Genomic DNA, 24,593 nt, shown 5'->3' on the forward strand with positions numbered 1-24,593 from the left:
TTAAAAAATTGAATACAATGACCTGTCTGGTTCATTTTCTTGTTTCTGCTGTAAGTTGTTCATAAGTAGTCCTGGGTCTCTCACATCGTGCTCAACACGTACGGATACATCCGCTTCTTTAAAATATTCATTCCAATTGTCTTTTAATTTTTGCCATTCTTTTGGGTACTTCCGATGCATGTACACACCTAACTTCATCGCATCTGTTTCTAATTGTTGTAGCTTTTTAATTGTATTGTGAACTAACTCTTTTGTTACTTCTGAAGCTTTCTCTTCTACTTGTAGGATGAAATCTTCACTCACTTCATCATTTGTTACATATTCACCAAGTAAACCGACCACATTCACTTGAATATCGACTTTCACCTTATTACCTTCCAGTCTTGGTTTTATTTTGGCATAACAATCTTTCACGTTAACCGTTGCCCAGTTTTCTTCCTCGTCTTCTCCAAGTTCGACGGTTAAACTTCCCCCTTTTGCTTTATTTAATAAAATGTTCAAACCGACCGATTCATTAATCGTTAACTTTCCAACCATTCTGTTGTTGTTGATAATGGCAGTTCCTTCTAGAGATGTTACGGTGGATTCATCCACTCTTCTCGTTGTGATGATTGGCAAATGGGCGTTTCTCGTTTCTTCTTCTAACAAACGATAAAATTCTCTTAAGTTAATCACAGGATATTCCGCATTGTACTCCGTTTGATTAATTGCCGAAATAATTTCCATGGATGACAAATCATCATAAAGAGAGGGGTTTTCCAAAATAGCCAATGGGTCTCCTGGTGTGATAAATAAATAACTATTTAAACGTAGCATTTCATGACGACGTAATATATCCAATTGTTTTACAAACTCTTCTTTAGCTAATTCCTCTCCGATAATCCATGTCCGACAATGGGTGAAAATAAGCCGTCGTTTCGCATAACGAATAAACTGTCTTCCTGCATTGAGCATCGACTTTGACCGTATTTGTAAAATGACATTATCTTTTGTTTGTCCTTGTGGACTAGTTCCTGCCGACGTCGGTTTAATACTTTCCGTACTAAAAATAAGGTCCCCATCACTGCGATTGATCCCTGCTCCAATGACAAATAACGAATCGTCAATTTCATGGCTATTCCAACAACCAACTAACAATGTAATAAACAGCAAGATCATGATTAATTTCTTCATTGTTTCCCACCCGTTTCAGGGAGTGACTCCACTTTTTTCGGTTTTTTATTCGGAATACTTTGAGGACGATGTGTTAACCATCGTTTCGGGAATTTCACGATCGTATCTTTTAGATCTCGTAAATAAAATGGCGATAACGGAGACATATAAGGGACTCCTAGCGATGTTAGCGATACCATATGCGTTAAGATAGCAAGCAACATGACAAATAATCCATATGCCCCGAAAAGACTGCTGCCAATAAAAAATAACAGTCTTAAGAGGGCGGTTACATCTGTAATAGGGGTAATGACAAAAGCTGCGATAAATGAAATGGAAACGATGATGATGGTCGGTGCCCCAAACAAACCTGCAGCGACTGCCACTTCCCCTAAAATTAAAGCACCTACAATACTAAAAGCTGCCCCAATATGCTGTGGCAGTCTTACCCCTGCTTCTCGGATGACTTCAAACATAATAATGGTAATGATAATTTCCAAAGTAAGCGGAAAAGGAACGGCCTCTCTTGCCTGAACAACGGGCACAATCATATCTGACGGAATCATTTCTTTATGAAAGTTTAAAGCGGCCATATAAATGGCTGGAAATGTCGTGCTAATGACGAATGCAAAGAAGCGAATGATTCGAATTAAGGAAGTATAGTACGGTCTCGAGTGATAATCTTCGACGTTTTTCAAGCTTTCAATAAACAAATAAGGAACATAGAGACAGACGGGAGTACCATTAATTAAAATAATAACGCGTCCATCCAACAGAGCAGAAACGGCAACATCTGGTCTTTCGGTATTTCCAATGGTCGGAAATATGGAGTAAGGATGATCTTCTATATGTTGTTCAATATCCCCAGAACTTTCAATGCTATCCACTTTGATGTCTTGCAATCGTGTTCTTACTCGCTCTACCAGTGCGTCATCAACAATGTGACTCATATATCCAATGACAACGGTAGTTCTCGTAATTTCTCCAATCTCAAATGTTTCAAAATGCAAATGAGGGTCTGCGATACGTTGGCGAATTAACGAAATATTTACTTGGAGCGATTCAATAAAACCATCCCTTGCCCCTTGTATCGTTTGCTCCGCTTCTGACTCCTCAATCGATCTCGACTCATATTTAGAAGCATTAATTAGTAACCCTTCCGTCAAACCATCGACAAGAAGAAGGGTGTTTCCTTTTAATACTTTAGGGAGGCTTTCTTTTAACGCTTTTGTTACTGTGACTTCGTTGATATAGATCCGTTGTTGAATAGCATCAAGCAACTCTCCAACATCATCTATCGGTTCTTCCTTGAGCGGTCGAATCACATGTTCTCTAATTGCTTGTTGATCAATTATTCCATCAATGGATAAAACGACCGCTTTTATTTTCTTATTTTTCGTCAAAGGAATCGTAATCGAACGTATTCTCACGTCAGGACTATTTCCAAGAATCTGCTTGATGGCGGTTACATTTTCTTCTAGGTTAGGAGAGAGTGAGTCATTATGTGAAGAGTCCGAGTGTTGTGCTTCTTGTTTCTTTTTCTTTCCTTGCAGTCTTTTTATCACTCGGTGAACATTGTTGTAAGAACCCATAAAACACTCTCCTTTCCGATATTTAGCTTGTCTTATCTTTAAATAAAAAATGTAGGAATATGTATGACCGAGCAAAAATATAAAAGTGCGACATTCTCGTGATATTTTTACTTCAGTGATACATTTTCATGTAAAGAAGGGTAGCGGAAGAAAAGGTGGTACAATGAGCGAATGGTTGAAAACGGAGCATTGGCTACAAGGATTCAATGGTTATTTTTTATGTTTACGAATATTGTTGTTATTCCAATGACGATAGGGCTGCATTTGATTTACAGGAAGATACAACCGCTTCATTACTGCTGTTATCGTTTATTGTGACAGGGCGTGCATCATGCAGGCTTTTTTTGGTCACCAGTGAGCCATTATGGAAGGACAATCTTACTCATAACATAAAAGCGAAAGACCTGTTCTGCAACAGGCCTTTCGCTGTTATTAATGACTTTTTTCAATTTGAGCAACCGTCTGTTCCACTTCTTCGCGGGACATTTTTTCGCGACCATCCCGCAATGCTTGTAACGTCTTTTTTGCAAGGGCAAGGGGAATCCGGCAAAACAACAAAATTGAACGACTGCGAATATCCTTGATATACTCATCGGCAATGGCTAAATTTTCCTCAGCATAACGAAATAATCTCTCCGTCGACCACTCTTTCGGGATAAAGGAAACACCGCGCTCTTTGTCTTCTTCTTGATTTCGTAAAATGTTGACAATTTGAAGCCCCCGACCGTATGCAATGGCCTTATCACGATCCGTTTCTGTTCCATCTCGCCACTCCCAAATATCAGAAAGCATGACTCCCACTAATCCGGCGACATAGTATGTATAGTCGTCCAAATCTTCTTTCGTTTCCACACGCCAACCTTTTCCAGCCCAATCTCCCATTCCTTTTGCCATTTCACTCGTAGACTTTTTCACACGATTTACAATCTCTTTCGGGCAAACGGATAACCAATCACTAAGTCTTAAAGTCACTTCCGGCAGCATGGCTTGATAGGGAGTAATTAGTTGTTGATACGCCTTTTCATCAAATGACTTGTCCTCTAACAAAACACTCGTGTTGTAAAGAATGTGTTTCTTCGTGTCTGTATCTAATTGTTCATGGTCTTCTACTTCATCGATGGCTCTCATACATAAATAAGCAGAAGCGACCGTCTTTTTTAACGTAGGCTCGAGCAACATAATCGGCGTATAAAAGGTCCGACTCGTTTCTTTCAGCACACGCAACGCATCTTTTTGTAATGCTTTTGGATTCAACTGTTTTCCTCCTCTAACTCCTATCAAATTCCTCTTTAAACATCACCATTTCAGTCAATGTGAGGAATATCCACTTCCTCCTATTTTATCACGTAATGATGATTTATCCAATGAGGAATCGAGGAGGAGGTGTCACTTGTCGTCATTGGGATGAATGATCATTTCTACCCGACGGTTTTTCGCTCGATTCTCTTCTGTATCGTTTGAAACAAGTGGTTTTGTTTCACCGAATCCTTTTGTGATGAAGTTGAGATGATCAAGTTCCTCTCGTTCCTGAAAATAGGATTCTACCGCTTTCGCTCGATCTTCGGACAACCTTTTGTTATAGGATGGATCTCCTTGATTATCCGTATGCCCATGGATTTCTACGTCCGCTTCGGAGTAATCTTCCAATTCCTTGCTTATTTCTGCTAATAAATCTTTCGCATCTTCTCTTAAAGTGGCATCATCAAAATCAAATAATAAATCATCTGGTACTTCCATGATGATCGAGTCATTTTCCACTGACACTGACACTTCCGGTGCACTTATTTCTGGCGGTTGAATATTTTTCGGTGGTGACACATCCGGTGCAGAAATCTCGGGAATAGTCATTGGAGCATCGTTCTCTTCTGCTTTTTTCTGTTCTTCTTCGTCATGAGTTTGACTTTCTTCCATGTCGACTTCCACGCGCGTTTCTTCTTGATTGTCTGGTTCTCGGGCCGTTTCTTCTTGGTCTGAACACGCGGTAAAAAGCATCATCAGAACGATGACGAAGAAAAAAAACTTCTTTTGATACATAAGATTTCCTCCAACATGAATAAAAATATGTGACTAAAAAAGCGAACGAATGACAGGCCAATCATTTTTCCATTCAATCAGAAAAGTGACAATAACCAATAAAATAATCGCGTTTTTTAAGTGTACAAGTCTCACTTCTTTTTCCTTATGATAAATCCTGAGTAAGTTCGTGACAGCACTAACAAATAACACGATATTTATAAATAGGCCTCCAAATTTTATCCATGGAATGGAAAAAAGCTCCTCCGCTCCAGCCGGATTGACCGTAGCAAAGGTGGCAAGAGCAATGATCCATAAGATTAAAACGACGACACTGATATTTAATAAACGAACCAACATGCTTGCTCCATCCTTTTATGAAGTGATTATCACCAGTTGTTTATTCGAAAAGAAACAAAGAGCAGGTCTGACATTCTTTCTTTGGGTATATTCTTCGCGAAGTCATCATCCTGCTCATTTTTTTCATGACGATTTATTTTCCACTTCTCGTTGAAGTTCCTCGGTATCCAGATGTTCCACGTTGTTTAAGTTACCGTTAAAAAGGCGATCCCATCCATTTGACAACTTATCTCCAATGAAATTAAAACCATTGGCAATTGGTTCTTTCAATAATTTGTTCACCGTATTTTGCAAATGTCCAAAGGTAAATTCAAATGTTAATGCGGCAATGTTTCTCTCATGGGTCACTAACGATCCCGTAAACGGACGTTGAGTGATATTCAATAACCTTGGTGAAATTCCAAAGAAAACACCTGTAACGAGAGCTCCTGTGACAAATGTTGAGAGTGAGACCGAACCATCCAACACCCATTCATTTAAGGACAACAACGTTCCACCAATTCCTGAGGCTGTTAACACCCTTCTTAATTTTTCAGCGATGTTTAAACTGAGAAAACCTCCGGCTAATGGAGCTACTAATCCACCGATGGCAGCTCCTGTTACCACATCTACTAACAATGATTTTAAACTAAAGGAGGAAGGATCTGTAAATAAAAGGTTTATTTGATCAAATGAAGAAAGTAATCCACCGATAAGAAAACCTGTTTTATATTTTACAAGAAAGGCCGATAAAGCACCCCAACCCGTAGCTAATTTCGAAAGAACCCAACTAAAAGCTAATTGCCCTCGTACTCCTAGCATCAGAGCCACTCGTGTACTTAACAATGCACTTGATATCTTTCCGGATAATGGGATGAAAACGACGGCGAAAACGATCCCTCCGGCTACCCAAGGGTTAAAGTTTTCTCCTCCCACAATCGCTCCATAAATGGCGGAAGCAAGCGCCCCAATTCCCGCGAGCAACGTGACCGTTAGAAACGTACCGAGAGCAATAGCTCCTAACGCTAACAGCGCATAGGCACCGGCAACAATGAGAGCGGCCACAAGAACACCAATGGCAATTCCTTTCAATAATCCTTGCAACCAATCAGGCATCGCATTCCATAGGTCAACGAGTCCATTTGCTAATAAATCCAGTGTCACTGCCGTGAAACCGATTGGTGAAAAGAAAAAGAGCGCTCTGGCCAATCCTTCAAGGAAGTCTAAAAAGGAATCTGGATTCGTTAAGGTAGTAATTAAACTTTCTAGTTGATTGCTGTACTCTGTAATCCTTTCTCCAAGATTAGGAGCAAAAGTAGAAACAAAATCACCAAAAGCACGACCGATATCACCAATCAAGTTCGCGAGGGCTTCTCCTCCTTCTTGTATCCAATCCTGGAGTTGATTGACACCCTCTTCAATCATATCTGTCCCCCAATCCCATAAATCACGTAAAAAGTCAGGGACGATGCCGCCGGGGCTATCAGATGGAATATCACTATCTCCTACATTCCCTCCGGAAGTGCTATCTCTCCCCTGATTTTCAGTCGGGGTTAATGTTGGATGCTCCTCTTCATACTCAATCTGTATACTGGATGCTGCCATACCGTGCGGACTGATAGCAAGAGGAAAGATCATAGAAAAAGTTAAAAAAATAGCGATGATTTTTTGAAAAGATTTCATTCTCAATCCTCCTGACTAATGGCACGAGCTCGGTACAAATTCAACCCCGTTAGGAAGGGGGATGCTTGCAGAAGCTTCAGTACCTAAGTCTCTAACGCCTGATGGAAACGCTTCATCTGGAACGGTAATAAATGAGGTTTCCGTTTCCACCGATACGTATATTTCAAAATGATTTTCATAAGGGAAAATGATGTCATCCAGTTCTCTTGCTCCATTTTCCTTTGCGAAATATTCTGCTTTTGCCGTGATCTCATCTGCATTTTCCCGAATCGCTCCACACATCACCCCGGTTAAAATTTCATCCGGGATGATTTCTAATAGTTGATTGCTAGTGGCGTTCATTAATTGTTCCACTATGCTTGCCGGTAAAATGAAATTTAAAATCGGGAGGGCGACACTTTCTTCCAATGAAGCTAATTCTTCCATTAATTCTTCCAAAAACAATTCCAGTTCTTCTTCCGACACTTGTTTTGCTTCTTGAGCAGCAGCAAGAGCAGCGGCATCCGCTGCTTTTTGTCCTGCATTTTTATAAGCATACGTAGTGAAAATATCAAAAAAGACAAACGCTAAGAATGTGAAACAAACAACGACCATGAGTGAAATCATCATCGTATTGCCACGTTCGTTTTTTACATAGGAAGTATGTAACTTATTCATTTTCCGAACTTTCATATGGCATTGTCGCTTCTCTCGTAATATCATAATCAAACTCTCCTATAAAGGGCACATCAATTGTTTTTAATGCTACGGTCACTTCCACTTGCACTTCGTCTCCATAAGCACCAGAAGACCTTGTAGTGTTTACGTTTAAAACATCCAATCCACCGGCGGAACTTTCAACGCGGGAGTATACAGCTCCCCCGTCTCCTTCCACCGCCGCCACTCTCGCACCATCACGAGCTGCCCCTTCTGCTACGACGACAGTATATGCAACAAGAGCCATTTGCCAGACGAATAGGAAGGCAAAGATAATGAGGGGAAAAACAGCTACAAATTCAATCAATTGCGAGCCGCGTTCATTCTTCATATAATTTACTATCTTTTTCAAGCTATCTTCGCCTCCTTTCATCGTTCATCCTTTTCTATTAGCCGATGCTTTCGATAAATTCTGCAATCTTATCGGTAATGGCGTTGGCAATATTGCTTCCATCCGATTCTCCTAAAGCTGTGACAACAATTCCTACAAGTGCGACACCTAATAGACCAAGCATAATCCATTCCATAGAAACAGAACCTTTTTCATTGTTTACCATTTTTTCTACCATTGTTTTCAGTTGAACATATTGTTTCAGCATCATGAATCTCTCCTTTTATTTTTTTCATTTATTTACCTTAAAAAAATATCTAAGCCAAATGCTTCTGGGTTGTATATAAAATTGAGAAATAATAAACCAAGTACTAAAACAAAGACAGATGGTACGATGGTTAATGTCGTAATGGCGGTTACTTTCGGACTTGCTTTGGCAGCTTTTTCTTTTGCCCGAAATCCTCTTGTGCTTCGCAAATCATCTGCTTGGACACGAAATGTTCGTGAGACAGGGACGCCTAACTCACCCCCTTGTATTAGTGATTGAATCAGCATTTCCAGTTCGGGAGCATCGTTACGATAAAGCAAATTTTCATAGGCTTTCGTGCGCGGAACACCTAAATTAATTTCTCGATTAAAGCGTTCAATCTCTTCCCCAAGCGGACCGCCCATTTGTTTAGCGACTTGTACCATCGCGCCGTCTAACGATGCCCCGGCATTCAAGGACACACTGACCACATCTAAAAAATCTGGAATATCTAAACTGATCTTTTCTTGTCTTTCTTTCGCTTTAAAGTAAAGCCATATATCTGGTAAGAAAAAGGTGCTTACTGGGAATAATAGCAAGGCATACAGAGCGAAAGGAAGTCCTAAAATATAATACAGCCAGCCAAACACATATGCCGAAATTCCAATGATATACCTGAAACCATAAAAGTCTTGGAGCGTTAACTGATAAGGGTTTCCTGCTTTCAAAAGCATCCGTTCATATTGTTCATGGCGACGAACAATGGGATATTTGATAGCTGTCGGACCTAAGTAAACGGCACCTTTTAATAAAGGTATCATCATTCTTTCTTTGAAAGGCTTTTTCTTCTTTACTTTCTTCCTTCTTCCTCCCACGTATTGGTAAACGGTTTGTTTTCTTGCGATAAATAGCCAAATGTAGACAAAAGATATAAATAGACATAACAATATACACGCAATGAGTAAAATAATAATGGTAATCAGCGCTTCATTCATTTTTTACACCCTTATATCCGTTACTTTCTTGATGATGAAGGAACTGATGATTAACATCATTGCAAACACTCCTAATAAAATGAGGCCAAGCGGTGTAAAAAGCGGGTTTAAAAATCCCGGAATAAATACATTCAACATAATCGCTGTCGCAATAGGTAAAATCGGTAAAATAAAAGCAACATATTTCGACTCGGCCGTCACAGCACTCATTTCTTTATACACTCGCCCGCGCTCTTCTAACGTTTGCGCCATCATTTCCAATACTTCTGCTAAGTTTCCACCAATACGCCTTTGAATTAAGATAGTGTTCATCATGACTTTCACTTCCCGACTATCTACTCGTTCCATAAAACGATGAATGACGCGATCGAAATTGTCTCCCATGTTCAGTTGATGCGACATCGCAGTAAACTCAGGCCCTGCCGGTGCTTTTAATTCTTTCCCAGCCATCTCAATCCCTTGTTGCAACGTCAGTCCCGCTTTCACTGTATTGCTTAGCATGCGACAAATTTCCGGCAGCTGTTCATTAAAGGCAGCCGAACGTTTTTCTCTTCGTGATTTGAGATAAAAACCAGAGCCGAATCTTACAATTAAAAGAGACACTAACACATCCACCGGAAACATGAGCGCCAAAATCCAGTGACCAATCACCCACAACAATATGAAAGCAATGAATAAAATCGCCACGTATTCTGATGGTTTCAGCGGAACGGCGCTCACTTTTAATTTTTTATCAATTTCTTCTGCAAGCAATGAGTCATCAAACTGATCTCCTAATAGTAGAAAGACGCTGCGACGTTTCTGAATCGCTGGGTTCTCAAACCACTTTTCTATTCTCCTTTTAGGTTTGCGTGTTCGATAGACATTAAAAACATAATAAATGCTTAAAATGAAAGAAAAGAAAGACGCGCTGATGGTAATAAAAGAGAGTGTCAAGCGAGCTGTCCCTCCTTAAAAAATGATGGTGGCAATGTTTGTCCATAAGCAACCAAGCGTTCAGAAATTTTCGGTACATATCCGGTCGCTTGAAAGTAACCTTCGACGACTCCTTCTCTCGTCATTCCCGTTTTTTTGAATTGAAAGATGTCATTAATTTGGATTTTTCCATTTTCCTCACAAACTTCTGATATAGCTACAATTCGTCGTTTTCCGTCCATTAAACGTTCTGTTTGCACAATCATATCAATGGCACCAACAAAATAATCACGAATCACATCTACTGTTAACGATAACCCGGACATAATTACCATTGCTTCTAACCGACCTAACGCATCTTTCGGTGAGTTCGCATGTACCGTCGTCAACGACCCTTCGTGACCGGTGTTCATGGCTTGTAACATGTCTAATGCTTCTGAACCACGCACTTCTCCTACGATGATACGATCTGGTCTCATTCGAAGTGCATTCCTTACAAGATGGCGAATCGTGATTTCTCCTTCTCCTTCCATATTAGGGGGTCTTGCTTCCATTCGAACGAGGTTATCATAACTGAATTGAAGTTCAGCCATATCTTCAATCGTAACGATTCTCTCACCTTGTGGAATAGCAGAAGATAGCACATTTAATAGCGTCGTTTTACCACTTCCAGTCCCACCAGAGACGAGAATATTTGTTTTTGAAGCAACGAGTGCTTGTAAAAAATTTCCCATATCTTCTGTGAGCGTTCCGAATGTTATTAAATCTTGTAAAGAAAAAGGATCTTTATTAAACTTCCGAATCGATATGATCGGTCCGTCAATACTAACTGGTGGAATAGCAGCATTTACCCTGCTGCCATCCGGCAAACGGGCATCGACCATCGGGGAACTTTCGTCGATTCTTCGGCCAATCGGGGCAATTATTCGATCAATAATATGACGGATATGATCATCATCTTTAAAACGAACATTCGTTTTTTCTAAACGGCCATTCCTTTCGATGTAAATATCTTTCGGGCCATTGACCATAATTTCAGTAACATCATCTCTTTCGAGCAATGATTCCAACGGCCCAAACCCAACTGAATCGTAAATTAACTCTTGAATGATCCCTTCAATATCACTTCTTGGAATAATAACTTTCTCTTCATCAATCATTTGCATGACGAATCGTTCAATCGTTTTCTTTTTCTCTTGAGGCGACAAAGTAATAATTTCTTCTAAATTTGCTTCTTTAATTAAACGATCTTTGTAGTGTCTTACTAATCGATCAATATGTGTGTGATGAATGGATCTTTCCGTCTCCGTGTTCTCTTGTGAAGTGTTCATTTTTACTTGTTCTAACCAAGACACTACGACCACTTCCTTTTTATTTTGTTACGAGGGATTCGGCAAGTTGATACATGTCGATTGTCTGTTTTAGTTGTTTCGTACGACCTTTTTTCGTATAAAATGGCATCCCCATATTGATAAAAGATTGCAAACCGAAATAATCTTCTCTAATTTGTCCTATTATTTCCGCGTGAATAATGTTTTTAATGTCTTTCACAGTAAATTCATTTTTCGTATGTACTCGATTAATCAGCACATACAAATGATTGTTTGTAAGAAGTTGCAAGCGTTCAAGAAAAGCTTTTACTTGTTTAAATCCCCTGATTGCCAAAGCATCCGTCGTGAGGGGATAAAACACTTTCGAACTCATTTCTATTGCTGTATATGTATGAATGTTAAAAGAAGATGGCGCATCCACAATGACATAGTCATAGTACTCTTGGCATATTTGTAAAATTTTTCTCACTAACTCTTGAGAGACAATTTCTGCTTTCTCCGGATCTTTTGGACCGGTCAACACTTCTAGTTCTGTCTGTTCTTGCAACGTTGTTACATTTTGAATATGGTGGATGGACAATTCGTCGATAACCGGCAACAAATCGGCATAATTTCGCACGGGCTCTAATGCCATCAACGTTTCCACCCCACCAATTTGTGCATTGAAGTCAATCAGAATGACTTTTTTTTCAAACTGTGTCTTCAAACATTGCGCAAGCATCGATGAAAGGACCGTTTTTCCACTCCCCCCATTCGCGCTATAGAATGTGTATACTTTTCCGCCATGGAGAGTACTATCTGCTATTTTTCGTTTTTCTTCTTTTTGTTTGCGACCTTCCACAATGAGATATTCCAATTTATCTATTTCTTCAGGAAGAACGATGATATCTTTGATTCCTTGCTGCATCCACTGACGTGCAATATCAAAAGCACGTTCTTCTAAAATACCGATACAATTTGTTGTATGATCAATGAGCGAGTAATCCATCTTATCAGCGATATCTTGTCCAATAAAGACAAAGTGAGAAAATGGTATGTCTGTAATCGGGGAGCGTAATACCTCAACATGTATCTCATTTTTCTCAAGGAAAGGGATCAGTTGATGTTCAATGCTTTCTTTATCGGTTATAATCGTTGCATTCAATTGCTTCACGCATGGCTCTTCCTTTCTCATGGAAAAGGTAATCATTGACCTTTTTCTTATTCATCTTCCTTGTCATCATCATTACGTTCATCTTTCTTTGAGTTTTTCTCTTCTTCGTCTCGATCTTCCTTATCATCATCTCGGGAAGATTTTTCCTCTTTATTTTCTTCATCGGCATTTTTCTTCGATGAATCTTTTTCTTCTTTCGTTTCTTCTTTATCTTTCGTTACTTCTACTTCTGCCTGATTTGCGAGAAGTACACGAATTTGATTGGCTGTATTTTGAAAGTGAATAAGCTCTTCTGCTTCTTCAATCGGTAAAGATACTTTAATGCTTGCTTCCTTATCATCCTCGTCTTCCTCCGGTTCCACCCGTTGTACGACATCCACGCCATCGAACATACGAACAGTACGCGTTTCGGACCTTTTGCTTTGATAAGACACGATAATATCCACTTGGTCCCCTTCCACCACGGTTTGGTCCATCACGACATTTTCTGTCGCATTCAACCAAACAATGCGGTGATCTTCAGGTACGTCAACGGTGGAGCGTAAAATATTTTTTGTAATTAAATCTCCTTTTTTTACCGGAACAATGCTGACAGTAGACACTAATTCTTGCTCATCTTGTACATAAGAGGAGATTTCCGTAGAGGCTGGTATGTTTTCCCACGTAATCATACTTTCATCTAAAGGAGTGTACGTTTGGATATCTTCTTTTGCTACGGCAACTTGTATCGTTTCCCCTAAGGAAGCTTGAGCATTGCGTATTTCATTAAGTAAAAGGGTGGCCGCTAATATCGCCAATATAAAAGCTAATGCTAAAAAAATCATCGCTTTTCTTTTCGCGTCAAGCATGATTGTCATCTCCATTGATTATTCATTAATTTTGGCCTTTACAGTGGTACCATTTTTTCCTTTTGCGACAGGGTCGCTTGGAAAGAAGGGCTGGACGAGGCCGATGGAAGAAAAAGTTGAATGTAAGGGACGTGAGCAGGAAAACTGCTATCGTGTAAGATCACGTGCCGAATCAACCCATCTGGAGAGTGAGAGAACTCAACCCCTTTCGTGATCATCCAAATATATTTATTTTTCCCAATTTTCGAAAGTGTGTCTTTCCAAAGAACAGAGAATGAATCTTTTCCTTCCAGCACTATTTGACCGGATGGAGAAATATATACTTGGTGAAAAACATCTTTTCGTGGTTGTCGATAAATTTTGTGACGTTTTTTTCGGGATAACACGGACTTCACATTCGTTGAGATGAGCCAACTGGATGCATTTCTTAACCAAGACTTTACTACCTGTCTAAATCGTTCATACGTCATTTCAGGAGCTGTCACCACGTGTTGATGTTGGTCCAGTTGATCAATTAAGAAACATGTTTCCGCAAGATTCGTAGTTACTGGTAATGGGTACAGTCGGTTATCAGGTAATAACACATTGCGTAACCGTCGAATTTTTTCATAAGCAGTGCATGACGGATCATAAAAATAAACAATCAAATTCTCCGTATTCTGGTCATCGAACTGGGTAAAATAATCAATCTCTTCTTGCAGCGTCCTGTCGACAATGTTTACATCTTTATGAAAAAATAGACTGCGCCGCTTTTCTATATATTCATTTAATCGTTCTTTCCTTTTTTTCAATTTCGCTAATTTTATCGCAATTTTCAAATTCGTATGTAAAAAATGATCTTCCGTTAGACCCGTTGTTTCATCTATCACAAGCAACAATGTTACCCACTCCATCATTTATTCTGAGCAAAAATATACGCCCATCCACTTTACAATACATGTATATCATAGGATATTTTTCCTCACAACTTTTTCCTTTTCGCAAAATCCCCATCGTTTCCCACTTTCTGACCTTGGACCGAGATATGTTTTCCTACAAACTTACATTTATTTCTAACTACGTTTTTCAGCGCAAAACGCTTATTTTTCAAGAAATGTCCTTTTTACAACGCTATTTTTCCAAAAAAAGAAAACCAAAAGAAAGCGTTATCTTTGCTCACTTCCTAGGTCTTACGTATCTTTTTAAAAATGTGACTATTTTTTGTCGATTTTTTTTGAACACATGTCCCTACTTTTTTCATTTTTTATTGACCCCTTTTCTTTCCCATGATATGATTTGAGTGACAAAAAAGGGGAGTAGCGACCAATAGGACAAACGAGTCGTCATGACAGTGCGCTCGTGCACTCGGTTCGTTTGGCTTTTTAAAAAGCACGCAAGACCTTTTTATGAGAAAAATGCACGATGGTGTTTTTTTCTCATAAAAAGGTCTTTTTTTGTGCATACGATGATAGAAGGAGGATGTTATAGATGGTGTTCTTCATTTTTTTTATGGCAGCGCTAGTGACGGTATTTGCTGCGGTGAAACTGTCTACTTATGCCGATGTTATCAGCATGAAATCAACGTGGGGAGGCATGATGGTAGGAACGATTTTACTTGCTGGAGCGACATCGCTTCCAGAAGTGACGACCAGTTTGACAGCAGTCGTTATTGATAATCCGGACATTGCGATCGGAAATGTACTTGGCAGTTATTTATTTAATTTATTTATTCTTGCTGTTTTTGACGTATATTATCGCAAAAAAATGCTCTTTACGAAAACTCATTTCTCTCACATTTATTCCGCACTCCTAGGGATTTGTTTAGTGATTCTTGTCATTTTGAGCTTTATTCTTCCTCTGCAATGGTCACTATTTCGAGTTGGAATGGAATCATACCTTATTATCTTGTTTTACGGAATCGGTATATATATGTTAAATAAAACCGGTGGAGAACAATTGAACGATGAAAAGGAAGTTTTTTCGGATGCTGCGAAAAGTGTCTCTCTAAAAAGAGCGCAAATTGGCTTTGTGATCGCGGCAATCATCACTTTATTAGCCGGAAGTACGCTAGCCATTAGTGGGGATCAAATTGCGTTGCTAACAGGAATCGGTTCAACGTTTATCGGTAGTTTTCTTATCGCTGCTTCCACTTCTTTACCAGAAGCAGTAGCCGTACTCATTGCTCTCCAACTAAAAAATCCAAACCTTGCTGTCGGTTCGATTCTAGGTAGTAACGCATTTAATATGTTAATTATTTCCCTTTCCGATGCAGCTTATTTGCAAGGTGCAATCCTTCAATTCGTCGAAGAAAGTCATGTAGTCAGCGCTCTTTCTGTTTGTCTATTGGCTGTTATTGTTATGATTTCTATTTTACTCGGTCAAAAAAATGTGCTCAAACGCCTCTATATTCTTCCATCAATTATACTCATTATTTTATATTTTGTTACTTCCTATATCATTTTTGTTGGGTTGCCATAGCTGCATTTTTCAACCGATCGGGAGAAACGGGGCCATAGAACGTTTCGTGAATCGTTCCATCAGTATCAAGAATAAATGTGGCGGGAACACCAATCAATTCAAATGCAGCCATTGCTTCTCCCGTTTCATCATAAAAGACAGGAAAAGTTACTTTTGCAGATTGTACGAAAGATTGCACATCACTTTTTCTTCTTTCTTCGGTTGTCGCATTAATCGCAATCATTTGAAGCTGATCTTTTTCCTTATGATAAAATGCTGTCAATGTCGGCATCGTTTCTGCACAAACTTCACACCAACTTGCAAAGAAAGTAACAATAAGTGGGCGTTCCATCCATTGAGAAAGGGTGTATGTTTCTTCATCTAACCCAGTAAGTGTCAATTTTTCTATCGGTACGGTTTCATTGGAAGGAGTTGTTGTTGGCACAACATTTGTCGCTCTGTTTGCAGATTGATAAAATAAACCAGTAAGAACGATGAGACCACACATTGTTAAAAACATGAGTCTTCTTTTGAAATAGTGCATTGTTTGACTCCTTTCCTTGATATTGAGGTGCAAGTGATGATAAAGTTCCTTCAATACACGAGTTTAATGGGTGTTTTCATCATAGTTTGTTTTATTTTTTTATCAAGACAGTATCCTTTTCTAGCTGATTGGCCCTTGCTGGTAATTCTTTTTATCACTATCTGTCTTTGGGCGGGATATTTGGGGGTGAAACATCGCCAGTGAAGCATCATATTTCGACAAAGCAATAATACGTTCCGCTCCGTGAGAAGGGATGAAAACCTTCATTCGTTTTTTTAATTTCATACGCTCAGATGGATGGTGTAACAATCTTTCCGTCCAGTAGTACAATTCATTCACATTTTTGGCCCAATACGCTATTTTTTCCTGGCGCAACAATTGGGCATTTCCTTCTTCATGACCAGGTAATGGCTTGTAAAAAATGGTAGGTATTTCAGCAGCAATTGCTTCTGCAGCCGTCATTCCTCCTGCTTTACTAATTAATACATCCGCAATTTTTAAAAACTCTTTAAATTCTTTCATAAAAGGGTACAAATACATATCGTGCCCTTTTCTTGTTCGTTTCTCCATTTTTCTCCTTACTGCTCCTATGAATAAAACAGTGGATGGGATGGATAGCGTAGCAAGAACCCTCTCCACTTCTTGGAAAGGAAACATCTTTTCCCCTCCCCCACTGACAATAACAATCGGTTTAGATGGATTCCAACCGTATTTGAAACAATATTCTTTCTTGGACAGCGGTTTTTCTTTCATATCAATGGGCATTCCGGTGGAGTAAATGCGTGCTTGCTTGTGAAAAAAACTCATTGCATGATCGTTAGGAACAAAACGAACGTTGATGGCAGGATGATGTAATAGAGGAGATTGCCAAAAATCCGTAGCTACGTGGAATAATGGAACGGACGCATTCGTTATACTTTTAATTTCACCACCAATCGCACTAAGTAATGGATGAACAGAGAGAATCATATCAGCATCCATCACTTGTTCATACGTAGAGCGAAGGAGAAAAGGAAAATAGTCATACAAAAAAGGGTGTTTCTTTTTTATCAATTTACGCCAATAAGCGGGATGATAAAGAACCATCCATTTATACATCCGTTTTAATTGTTTGAACAATCGTTCCGAATACATTTCTAGTGGATGGTAAATGCGTACGTCATCCCCTTCTTTTACTGCATGTTTTGCCAATACGCGAGCTGCTTCATTATGTCCATTTCCGATGGACATCGAAACGATATGAATACGCATTATCATTCTCCTCTAGTTCCTTTTCCATGATTGTATGCAGAAAAAGCCTCGGACATGCTTTCGTGACCTTATTTTCAATCTTTGTTATTATGGGGTAACATAAGAGAAGAAGTGAAAAAGAAAGGAATGGGGATGCAATGAAAACTGTTTTTTCCGGTATTCAACCTAGTGGAACGTTAACGCTGGGAAACTATTTAGGAGCGCTGAAACATTTTGTAACTTTACAAGAAGAGCATGAATGTTTTTTCTGTATCGTCGACCAGCATGCCATTACGGTACCACAAGACAAAATGACGTTACGGAAAAATATTCGGAGCTTAGCTGCTCTTTATTTGGCTGCGGGAATTGACCCGGCAAAATCCACCTTATTTATTCAATCGGAGGTGCCAGCGCATGCACAACTTGGGTGGATGATGCAATGTATCTCTTACATTGGTGAATTAGAAAGAATGACTCAATTTAAAGATAAATCTTCTGGCAAAAAAGCAGTGTCAGCAGCTTTACTTACATATCCGCCTTTAATGGCCGCAGACATATTATTGTATAATGCAGATATTGTCCCTGTAGGAGAAGATCAAAAACAACATTTAGAATTAACGCGTGACTTGGCAGAACGATTTAACAGACAATATAATGACATTTTTACTGTCCCTACGCCAGAAATCCCAAAAGTAGGGGCTCGTATTATGTCCCTGCAACAACCGACAAAGAAAATGAGCAAGTCAGATGCTAATACGAAATCTTATATTTCCATGCTCGATGATGAAAAAACAATCTTGAAAAAGTTTAAAAGCGCAGTGACTGACTCTGAAAACGTCATTCGTTTTGATCGGGAAAATAAACCAGGGATTTCGAATTTAATGTCGATTTATTCACTGACGAGTGGCAAAAGCTTAACAGATATTGAAGAGGAATTTCGTGGCGTCGGTTACGGAGATTTTAAACAAGCTGTCGGTGAATCTGTAGTACGGGCGTTAGCGCCCGTCCAAGAACGATATTATGAACTGATTGATTCCGATGAATTAGATGATATTTTAGACGAAGGAAGAGAACGAGCTCAAAAAGTAGCGACAAAAACGTTAAAAAAAGCGGAACGAGCCATGGGACTCGGGCGAAAAAGAAGATAACATGTTACTAGCCAAAAAATGGTTCCAAGCTCTAAAATTTGCTTGGAACCATTTTTGTATAGTTTTTTCCTTTCCTCTATGGATGATTGTTTCTGACGGAATATTACCTTAAGTGGACCGCCAGAAGCGTATTTCTTTGTGCCTCTTATGGAAGAACGTGAGTAGCACAAATGAGCCTCCAAAAATCTGAACGCTATCCGCCGGTGATAAGCAGGACGGCAGGTTTGACGCAAGGGAAAGTTTCCGGGAGGAATTCCCGCATAAAACGTCATGGGACCGTTCGATGGGATTTTCATGCGAAGTTTAGTCGTATGGACCTTTATGCGACACTTCATTGCATCGTGTACGTGATAACTCGTCGTATGAAACATGATGCGGCCTGTTTTTGTCCTAATTTCTTCCATTTCCAGCCTTCATACGACCATTGCATCGCTGTTTGACAAAATGAAGCGTCGTATGAATCGTTCATGGGACGCTTTATCTTCTTTTTTAACGCGTCATTAGTCGTATGAAAGATACAATCGCTCCAAATCACCTAAATATTTTTTCGACCACTCCTGGTCAGATTGTACGAAAAAAAGTCGTATAAACTTGTCATGCGACACTTTTTTCATCCATATCATGAAAAATTGTTCTCTTCACTTTCACACAATAAAAAAAGAGACTCACCAAGTTTTGGTGAGTGCCTCTCTTTTGACTCTTTTATTTGTTACTATTTAGCAGTATTAATAACCTTTCTGCTTTCTCCACACTTTTCCTACAAAAACTGCAATTCCAATTGTACCTACCGCCCATACAATCGTCAAAATTTGCATTAACACGTGAATGAATCCATCAAGCATGTTGTCCACCTGCCCCATTTTCATTTACTCAATCCTATTATAGGTAAGTTTTTTCCTTGTGTAAAGAACGGTTCGTTACAATTTCAACAATTGTCACGATTATTTCACTTCTTCTTCATGGTGAAGATTCCAAATCTTTTCATAAAAAGGTTGTCCTTTAATCATTTTTTTACATAGTTCGTAATGGGAAGGGGTCCATCCTTCTTTCACATCTTCATACAATTTTTGCCATGCTGTTTCTTTATCCAATGATTGAATCGCTTCGTATTTTGCTGGGTTCCATTCGGTATACCAGTACCGGACTTCTGCAGCTTGACCTGAAGTTTTTAACTGATCAAGCACCATAAATAACAGTTGCTTCAATTTCCGTTCTTTTCTAGTTAAACCATACATATATTTCGGATGGGGCGAAAGGATATGGTATTCTTTCGGCGGTACCGCCTCTTCTAAATCAAATATGTTGTCGTCTGATTCTTCCTCCATCGTTTCTTGTACGAGTCGCTCATGTTTAGGGGAAAGCCGACTTTTTCTCGTTGGGGAAGTAAAACCTAATGTATCTACGGCAAGAATTCGCATACCATCATACATAATAAAGCAGTAATCTAACGTCACTTTCGTCATGTTTTTTCTTAATGAGCTTTTACGATACACATGAGTTAATAACGGTGCAGGAATTTCCTCCATTCGGTTTTCAATGTAGTCAAATAAACGCTCTGTCACTTGCACAATTTCCACTTCATCTAACACTTCTATGCGATCTTCTGATGTCCACTCATGAAAAGGACAAACATTGTACCCGTTTTCTTCTCCTTCAAACCAATTGATCCAAATATCACGAACCCGGGCCACGTTCTTACCCTCCTTCGTTAACCATTAGTATCCATCAGTATAGTCAGCCTCTAACTGTTTTATTCTTCCTCTCTTTGCATTTTTTCTCGAATCTCGCATGAAAACGATGTAAAAACAAAGCAATCCGTGTTTCTCACCTATTTTTTGTTATATACTGGAGAAGGAAGAAACCTTTTTACTTACTTAGGTGCGAAGACGTTGGAAGGAATTCGGACAGAAGCCCGGGTTTGCTTCTATGACATTCGCCATCGGACTCTTTTTCTAATGATCAATGTAGGTTGGTGTTATTCACGATGACAACACATCGAGAAAGAATGCAAAAGGAATTTTATCGTCAAATGGAATCCTATGACAAACTGGTCACTGCGTTAAACGAACAAGCTCGTCATTTAGGAAATGAAACGTATTTCACCCACTTACGACTGTATAAAGAGCAAAAAGATCAAATTGAAGACATCATGCGCTATTTTGATGAAATTGGCGTTGATGCGAAAAATAATACAACAGAAATGATTTTGACGATTGCTTTAAAAGAATTTCATCGTCAGATCATGCACATCAAAAACAGCGACTAGCTACTGGAAAGGAGTCTATCCATGGATATCATCCTTACCCATAACCATATGGATTTCGATGCTCTCAGTTCCCTCGTCGCTGCTTCTAAATTGCACGAGGAAGCAGCTATGGTTCTACCAAAACAACAAAACGACCAAGTGCAACAATTTTTAGCGATTTACCGGGATAGTTTCCCTTTTCTCACTGAAAATGAAGTAAATTGGGAAGATGTCCATCATGTCATATTAACGGACGTCAACACGTTAAGAAGAACCGTCGCTCATCAAAAGAACGTTTCTCCTACTACAATCACCGTATACGACCACCACCCTCTCTCTCAAGACGAACGGGACGATAACATTACCTATTTTATTGAACCCGTCGGTGCGGCAACGACCATTCTTTTAGAAAAAATCATCGAGCAAAATATTGAGATTACCGCCATTGAAGCGACTTTATTTGCACTTGGTTTATATAGTGATACCGGTTCTTTTACATACCCAAGTACGACGGCGCGGGATTTTCAAGCAGCTCTATTTTTAATGGAGCAAGGTATGCAATTGGAGATTGTTCAACGATTTTTTGATGAAACGTTGTCGGCATCTGCTCAAAGAATTTTTCAACATTATTTAGCAAACGCTAAGTCCATCGAATTGGATGGACTAGAGATTGTCATATCTACCCATTCCACGAATGAATTTGTAGGAAACCTAAATGTGATTACAAATCGTGTCTTGGAAACACTTGGAATAGACGCCATCTTTACTATTACTGAAATGAAAAACAAAGTGTTCATCATCGGTCGTTCCGCTTCCGAAAGAATAGACGTGTTACCGCTTATCAAACAAGTAGGAGGCGGAGGTCATCGAAAAGCTGCCAGTGCGTCGATCAAACAAGGAGATATGGAAACCATCATACGTGAATTAAAGCAACATATGAAAAAAATTATTCGTCCTTCCATCACTGCCGAACTGTTAATGTCTTCTCCTGTAAAAACGATTACTGATGACACAACCATTGATGATGCGAAAGAACTTATGTTGCGCTACGGACATAACGGCTTGCCCATCGTCAATCAGAAGGAAGAGATTGTGGGAATTATATCAAGACGAGACATTGATAAAGCGACTCGTCACGGTCTAGGACATGCCCCGGTCAAAGGGTATATGAGTCCAAAACCGATTACTGTCTCACGAACGACGCCTTTTGAAAAAATGCAACAGCTAATGATTCAATATAATATTGGTCGCTTACCGGTAGTTGAGGAACAAAAAGTCGTAGGAATTGTTTCTCGCACTGATATTATTGAAGAAATGCACCGTTTTACGTCAGAAGAAAAAGAAGGAACAAAAAACATTCGCAAAGAAATGGAAAAATGGCTCACTCCTGAGACCTTAGCAGTGGTAAAAAAAGCAGGGGAACTTGCAACCAAAAAAAATGTTAAAGCCTATATGATCGGTGGTATTGTACGAGATCTGCTCTTAAATAGACCCAATGAAGATATTGATGTCGTCATCGAGGGAGATGCTATTTCTTTTGCAATAGATTTTGCGAAACAAATTGATGGAACTGTCCATCAACATGAGTCTTTTCGAACAGCGACAGTAGAAACAAAAGAAGGAATTTCTATTGACTTTACGACTTCTCGAACAGAATATTATGAAAAACCTGCAGCGCTTCCAACCGTTCTGTATTCAAACATAAAAGAAGATCTATCCCGACGAGATTTTACGTTAAACGCCATTGCAGCATCCATTTTACCGGACACTTTTGGGGATGTTCTCGATTATTTTCACGGCGTAGAAGATATTGAAAATAAACGATTACAAGTGCTTCATAATCTCAGTTTTATTGAGGATCCGACGAGAATTTTACGAGGCATTCGCTTTGAAGCACGCTACTCTTTCCGTATGTCACAAGAAACAGAAGCACTCATTGAGAACTCGCTTTCTTCCATTGCGAGCCTATCCAAAGAACGAATACAATCAGAGTTAAAAATCGTCTTTCAAGAAACTGATCCGATATGGAGCATGAATCGATTAAACGAGTTAGGGGTACTACCTTACTTTTTACCACATAGCGCTTGGAATGAAAGAACACGCGCAACGTTACAGTACTATCTGGAAAAGGAAAGAGTCACAGATGCGGAAGACGATTTCTTTTATATTATCTGCTCTTTATACGTCCACGATGACAAACGGTTGTCGCAATTAAAAAACATTCTTTTAACAAAGAAACATCGCAGAGTCGTCCAAGAATTAATGACGTTATATAAAAACAGCACTTCGTTCCACGTAAAAAGCGCTGGAGCTTTTCATGATATGTGTCATTCATATGTAGATATTACGTTAATTATGGCAGTGATTGCTTTCATGACCGGAGATAAAGAACAACAGAGAATAGGATCATTGTTGCGTCAATATCATATAAAAAGAAAAAACTTGCAGCGATTTGTTACAGGTGAAGATTTAAAAAAAGCAGGCATTCCCCCCGGCCCGCTCTATAAGCACATATTTTTTGAATTAGAAAAAGCAATCATTGATGAAAAAGTATACGATCAATCCTCTGCTTTTCATTATATTCATGAGCATTTGTTACAAAATAGTAAATAAAGAACGGTCGATAACACTTCTTCCTTCTTTATCCACTCTTCATCTGGTATAATCGATTACGGGTCCATTGAAGGGGGTCAAGCACGGATGGAAAAAAAGAAAAAATCATCCGTATATAAATATACGTTACTTATTTTTGTGTTATTTATTCTTGGAAGTGCTGTTTCTTTCGCATTCTTTGATGTTACGAATAAAAATAAAGTAGAAATGAAACATACAAATGACGAAGCAGAAACGAAAGATGACTACTTACCTCTCGTCGATCCAAAGCAAGAAACGGATTCACAGGAGGGATATGTGAACTTTTTAATCGTTGGAGTGGATGATGAAGCGTCTGGTGCACAGCGTACCGATACAATTATGATAGTACAAACGTACCCGAAAAAAGGAGAAGTAAAACTTGCCTCCATTATGCGAGATAGTTATGTCGAAATACCAGGACACCAAAATAATAAAATCAATGCTTCTTTTGCCTATGGAGGAATCGATCTTTTAATCGAGACGATTCAAGAAAACTTCGACATTCCTATTCACTACTATCTGACGATTGACTTTGACGGTTTTATTCAACTTGTTGATACATTGGCTCCTGAAGGCTTAGAAATAGAAGTGAAGAATGATATGTATTATCAAGATCATTCAGGAAATGTCAATATTCAGTTGCCTTCAGGAACAAAACGATTGGATGGAGAAGATACGTTGAATTATCTTCGCTTTCGAAGCGATAAAGAAAATGATTTTGGACGCATTGAACGTCAACAAGAAGTTATTCAATTATTACAAGATGAGATTATGTCTTTATCTACCGTTCTGAAAGTACCGGATCTTATCAATATTATTCAGCCGCGAGTGGAAACGAATTTGTCAACGAGTAACATGTTACGTCTTGCCAAAGATTATTTCCTTCAACCAATAGACGAAATCGAGACCCTTCGGATTCCTGTAGATGACGCTTATACAAATGAAAAATATAGTCATGCAGGAATGGTATTAGAGTTGGACATGGAAGAAAACAAAAATGCGCTTCATCACTTTTTTCACACAGAATCGGCTCCAACCGCTTCCGCGAATGAATGAAAAAA

The 24,593-nt window shown here is 39.1% G+C and carries 23 protein-coding genes; 5 read left to right on the forward strand and 18 right to left on the reverse strand.

Annotated elements, in window-relative coordinates:
- The 15 genes from GJS40_RS03640 to GJS40_RS03710 all read right to left on the reverse strand — a co-directional run bounded on the left by GJS40_RS03640 (window position 1) and on the right by GJS40_RS03710 (window position 14,173).
- Window positions 1-1,173 (reverse strand): Ger(x)C family spore germination protein, encoded by a 1,173-nt coding sequence (locus GJS40_RS03640; protein WP_270896213.1) that lies wholly within the window; start codon window positions 1,171-1,173, stop codon window positions 1-3.
- The gene (locus GJS40_RS03645) at window positions 1,170-2,744 is read right to left on the reverse strand and encodes a spore germination protein (RefSeq protein WP_270896214.1); all 1,575 of its coding nucleotides are present in this window, start codon (window positions 2,742-2,744) and stop codon (window positions 1,170-1,172) included. The genes GJS40_RS03640 and GJS40_RS03645 overlap by 4 nt, the downstream gene beginning before the upstream one ends.
- Before the next feature lie 432 nt (window positions 2,745-3,176).
- Window positions 3,177-3,998 (reverse strand): phytoene/squalene synthase family protein, encoded by an 822-nt coding sequence (locus tag GJS40_RS03650; protein ID WP_270896215.1) that lies wholly within the window; start codon window positions 3,996-3,998, stop codon window positions 3,177-3,179.
- Between the two features lie 132 nt (window positions 3,999-4,130).
- Window positions 4,131-4,778, reverse strand: a complete 648-nt coding sequence (locus tag GJS40_RS03655) for an OmpA family protein (RefSeq protein WP_270896216.1) — start codon at window positions 4,776-4,778, stop codon at window positions 4,131-4,133.
- Window positions 4,779-4,811: 33 nt separating this feature from the next.
- Window positions 4,812-5,117, reverse strand: coding sequence for a hypothetical protein (locus GJS40_RS03660; RefSeq protein ID WP_270896217.1), 306 nt, complete (start codon window positions 5,115-5,117; stop codon window positions 4,812-4,814).
- A gap of 123 nt (window positions 5,118-5,240) precedes the next feature.
- Entirely contained in the window at window positions 5,241-6,779 is a 1,539-nt protein-coding gene (locus GJS40_RS03665; RefSeq protein WP_270896219.1) for a hypothetical protein, read from the reverse strand.
- 15 nt (window positions 6,780-6,794) lie between these two features.
- Window positions 6,795-7,481 (reverse strand): pilus assembly protein TadG-related protein, encoded by a 687-nt coding sequence (locus GJS40_RS03670; RefSeq protein WP_270896220.1) that lies wholly within the window; start codon window positions 7,479-7,481, stop codon window positions 6,795-6,797.
- Window positions 7,429-7,827: a TadE/TadG family type IV pilus assembly protein gene (locus GJS40_RS03675; protein ID WP_270896222.1), complete on the reverse strand. Its 399-nt coding sequence runs from the start codon at window positions 7,825-7,827 to the stop codon at window positions 7,429-7,431. The genes GJS40_RS03670 and GJS40_RS03675 overlap by 53 nt, the downstream gene beginning before the upstream one ends.
- Before the next feature lie 37 nt (window positions 7,828-7,864).
- The gene (locus GJS40_RS03680; protein ID WP_270896223.1) at window positions 7,865-8,074 is read right to left on the reverse strand and encodes a hypothetical protein; all 210 of its coding nucleotides are present in this window, start codon (window positions 8,072-8,074) and stop codon (window positions 7,865-7,867) included.
- Window positions 8,075-8,106: 32 nt separating this feature from the next.
- Window positions 8,107-9,048 carry a type II secretion system F family protein gene (locus tag GJS40_RS03685; RefSeq protein WP_270896224.1) on the reverse strand — a complete coding sequence of 314 codons (942 nt, stop codon included), beginning with the start codon at window positions 9,046-9,048 and terminating at the stop codon, window positions 8,107-8,109.
- Between the two features lie 3 nt (window positions 9,049-9,051).
- Window positions 9,052-9,984 (reverse strand): type II secretion system F family protein, encoded by a 933-nt coding sequence (locus GJS40_RS03690; protein ID WP_270896225.1) that lies wholly within the window; start codon window positions 9,982-9,984, stop codon window positions 9,052-9,054.
- Entirely contained in the window at window positions 9,981-11,318 is a 1,338-nt protein-coding gene (locus tag GJS40_RS03695) for a CpaF family protein (protein WP_270896226.1), read from the reverse strand. Before GJS40_RS03695 ends, GJS40_RS03690 begins: the two co-directional genes overlap by 4 nt.
- 16 nt (window positions 11,319-11,334) lie before the next feature.
- Window positions 11,335-12,447, reverse strand: a complete 1,113-nt coding sequence (locus tag GJS40_RS03700) for an AAA family ATPase (protein ID WP_270896227.1) — start codon at window positions 12,445-12,447, stop codon at window positions 11,335-11,337.
- A gap of 47 nt (window positions 12,448-12,494) precedes the next feature.
- Window positions 12,495-13,295, reverse strand: coding sequence for an SAF domain-containing protein (locus GJS40_RS03705; RefSeq protein WP_270896229.1), 801 nt, complete (start codon window positions 13,293-13,295; stop codon window positions 12,495-12,497).
- A 38-nt stretch (window positions 13,296-13,333) separates the two neighbouring features.
- The gene (locus GJS40_RS03710) at window positions 13,334-14,173 is read right to left on the reverse strand and encodes a hypothetical protein (protein ID WP_270896231.1); all 840 of its coding nucleotides are present in this window, start codon (window positions 14,171-14,173) and stop codon (window positions 13,334-13,336) included.
- Between the two features lie 589 nt (window positions 14,174-14,762).
- Between GJS40_RS03710 and GJS40_RS03715 the strand changes: the two genes are divergently transcribed.
- Entirely contained in the window at window positions 14,763-15,752 is a 990-nt protein-coding gene (locus tag GJS40_RS03715; protein WP_270896232.1) for a sodium:calcium antiporter, read from the forward strand.
- Here GJS40_RS03715 and GJS40_RS03720 read toward each other — a convergent pair.
- Both GJS40_RS03720 and GJS40_RS03725 read right to left on the reverse strand, forming a co-directional pair.
- Entirely contained in the window at window positions 15,730-16,275 is a 546-nt protein-coding gene (locus tag GJS40_RS03720) for a TlpA disulfide reductase family protein (protein ID WP_270896233.1), read from the reverse strand. The two genes, GJS40_RS03715 and GJS40_RS03720, sit on opposite strands and share 23 nt — an antisense overlap.
- Window positions 16,276-16,395: 120 nt before the next feature.
- A complete protein-coding gene (locus GJS40_RS03725) occupies window positions 16,396-17,526 on the reverse strand; it encodes an MGDG synthase family glycosyltransferase (protein ID WP_270896235.1) in 1,131 nt (376 codons plus the stop codon).
- A 137-nt stretch (window positions 17,527-17,663) separates the two neighbouring features.
- On the opposite strand from GJS40_RS03725, the gene trpS reads away from it, so the two are divergent.
- Entirely contained in the window at window positions 17,664-18,653 is a 990-nt protein-coding gene (gene trpS, locus GJS40_RS03730) for a tryptophan--tRNA ligase (RefSeq protein WP_270896237.1), read from the forward strand.
- 941 nt (window positions 18,654-19,594) lie between these two features.
- Here the strand turns inward: trpS and GJS40_RS03735 are convergent.
- On the reverse strand, window positions 19,595-20,344 hold the full coding sequence (locus GJS40_RS03735) for a DUF3603 family protein (RefSeq protein ID WP_270896239.1): 750 nt from the start codon (window positions 20,342-20,344) through the stop codon (window positions 19,595-19,597).
- Between the two features lie 293 nt (window positions 20,345-20,637).
- Between GJS40_RS03735 and GJS40_RS03740 the strand changes: the two genes are divergently transcribed.
- The 3 genes from GJS40_RS03740 to GJS40_RS03750 all read left to right on the forward strand — a co-directional run bounded on the left by GJS40_RS03740 (window position 20,638) and on the right by GJS40_RS03750 (window position 24,588).
- Window positions 20,638-20,919: a hypothetical protein gene (locus tag GJS40_RS03740; RefSeq protein ID WP_270896241.1), complete on the forward strand. Its 282-nt coding sequence runs from the start codon at window positions 20,638-20,640 to the stop codon at window positions 20,917-20,919.
- A gap of 21 nt (window positions 20,920-20,940) precedes the next feature.
- Window positions 20,941-23,511 carry a CBS domain-containing protein gene (locus tag GJS40_RS03745; protein WP_270896243.1) on the forward strand — a complete coding sequence of 857 codons (2,571 nt, stop codon included), beginning with the start codon at window positions 20,941-20,943 and terminating at the stop codon, window positions 23,509-23,511.
- Window positions 23,512-23,598: 87 nt separating this feature from the next.
- The gene (locus GJS40_RS03750) at window positions 23,599-24,588 is read left to right on the forward strand and encodes an LCP family protein (protein WP_270896244.1); all 990 of its coding nucleotides are present in this window, start codon (window positions 23,599-23,601) and stop codon (window positions 24,586-24,588) included.
- Window positions 24,589-24,593: the final 5 nt, after the last annotated feature.

Origin of the sequence: Aliibacillus thermotolerans (assembly GCF_027853235.1) — a bacterium.
GTDB classification, from domain to species: Bacteria; Bacillota; Bacilli; order Bacillales; family Marinococcaceae; genus Aliibacillus; species Aliibacillus thermotolerans.

What these genes read in the sequence shown, in the direction of transcription:
- GJS40_RS03640 (WP_270896213.1), bottom strand. Translation starts at nt 1,173, where the DNA reads ATGAAGAAATTAATCATGATCTTGCTGTTTATTACATTGTTAGTTGGT.
- GJS40_RS03745 (WP_270896243.1), top strand. Translation starts at nt 20,941, where the DNA reads ATGGATATCATCCTTACCCATAACCATATGGATTTCGATGCTCTCAGT.
- GJS40_RS03665 (WP_270896219.1), bottom strand. Translation starts at nt 6,779, where the DNA reads ATGAAATCTTTTCAAAAAATCATCGCTATTTTTTTAACTTTTTCTATG.
- GJS40_RS03645 (WP_270896214.1), bottom strand. Translation starts at nt 2,744, where the DNA reads ATGGGTTCTTACAACAATGTTCACCGAGTGATAAAAAGACTGCAAGGA.
- GJS40_RS03750 (WP_270896244.1), top strand. Translation starts at nt 23,599, where the DNA reads ATGGAAAAAAAGAAAAAATCATCCGTATATAAATATACGTTACTTATT.
- GJS40_RS03725 (WP_270896235.1), bottom strand. Translation starts at nt 17,526, where the DNA reads ATGCGTATTCATATCGTTTCGATGTCCATCGGAAATGGACATAATGAA.
- GJS40_RS03705 (WP_270896229.1), bottom strand. Translation starts at nt 13,295, where the DNA reads ATGCTTGACGCGAAAAGAAAAGCGATGATTTTTTTAGCATTAGCTTTT.
- GJS40_RS03685 (WP_270896224.1), bottom strand. Translation starts at nt 9,048, where the DNA reads ATGAATGAAGCGCTGATTACCATTATTATTTTACTCATTGCGTGTATA.
- GJS40_RS03660 (WP_270896217.1), bottom strand. Translation starts at nt 5,117, where the DNA reads ATGTTGGTTCGTTTATTAAATATCAGTGTCGTCGTTTTAATCTTATGG.
- GJS40_RS03740 (WP_270896241.1), top strand. Translation starts at nt 20,638, where the DNA reads ATGACAACACATCGAGAAAGAATGCAAAAGGAATTTTATCGTCAAATG.
- trpS (WP_270896237.1), top strand. Translation starts at nt 17,664, where the DNA reads ATGAAAACTGTTTTTTCCGGTATTCAACCTAGTGGAACGTTAACGCTG.
- GJS40_RS03680 (WP_270896223.1), bottom strand. Translation starts at nt 8,074, where the DNA reads ATGCTGAAACAATATGTTCAACTGAAAACAATGGTAGAAAAAATGGTA.
- GJS40_RS03715 (WP_270896232.1), top strand. Translation starts at nt 14,763, where the DNA reads ATGGTGTTCTTCATTTTTTTTATGGCAGCGCTAGTGACGGTATTTGCT.
- GJS40_RS03670 (WP_270896220.1), bottom strand. Translation starts at nt 7,481, where the DNA reads ATGATATTACGAGAGAAGCGACAATGCCATATGAAAGTTCGGAAAATG.
- GJS40_RS03720 (WP_270896233.1), bottom strand. Translation starts at nt 16,275, where the DNA reads ATGCACTATTTCAAAAGAAGACTCATGTTTTTAACAATGTGTGGTCTC.
- GJS40_RS03655 (WP_270896216.1), bottom strand. Translation starts at nt 4,778, where the DNA reads ATGTATCAAAAGAAGTTTTTTTTCTTCGTCATCGTTCTGATGATGCTT.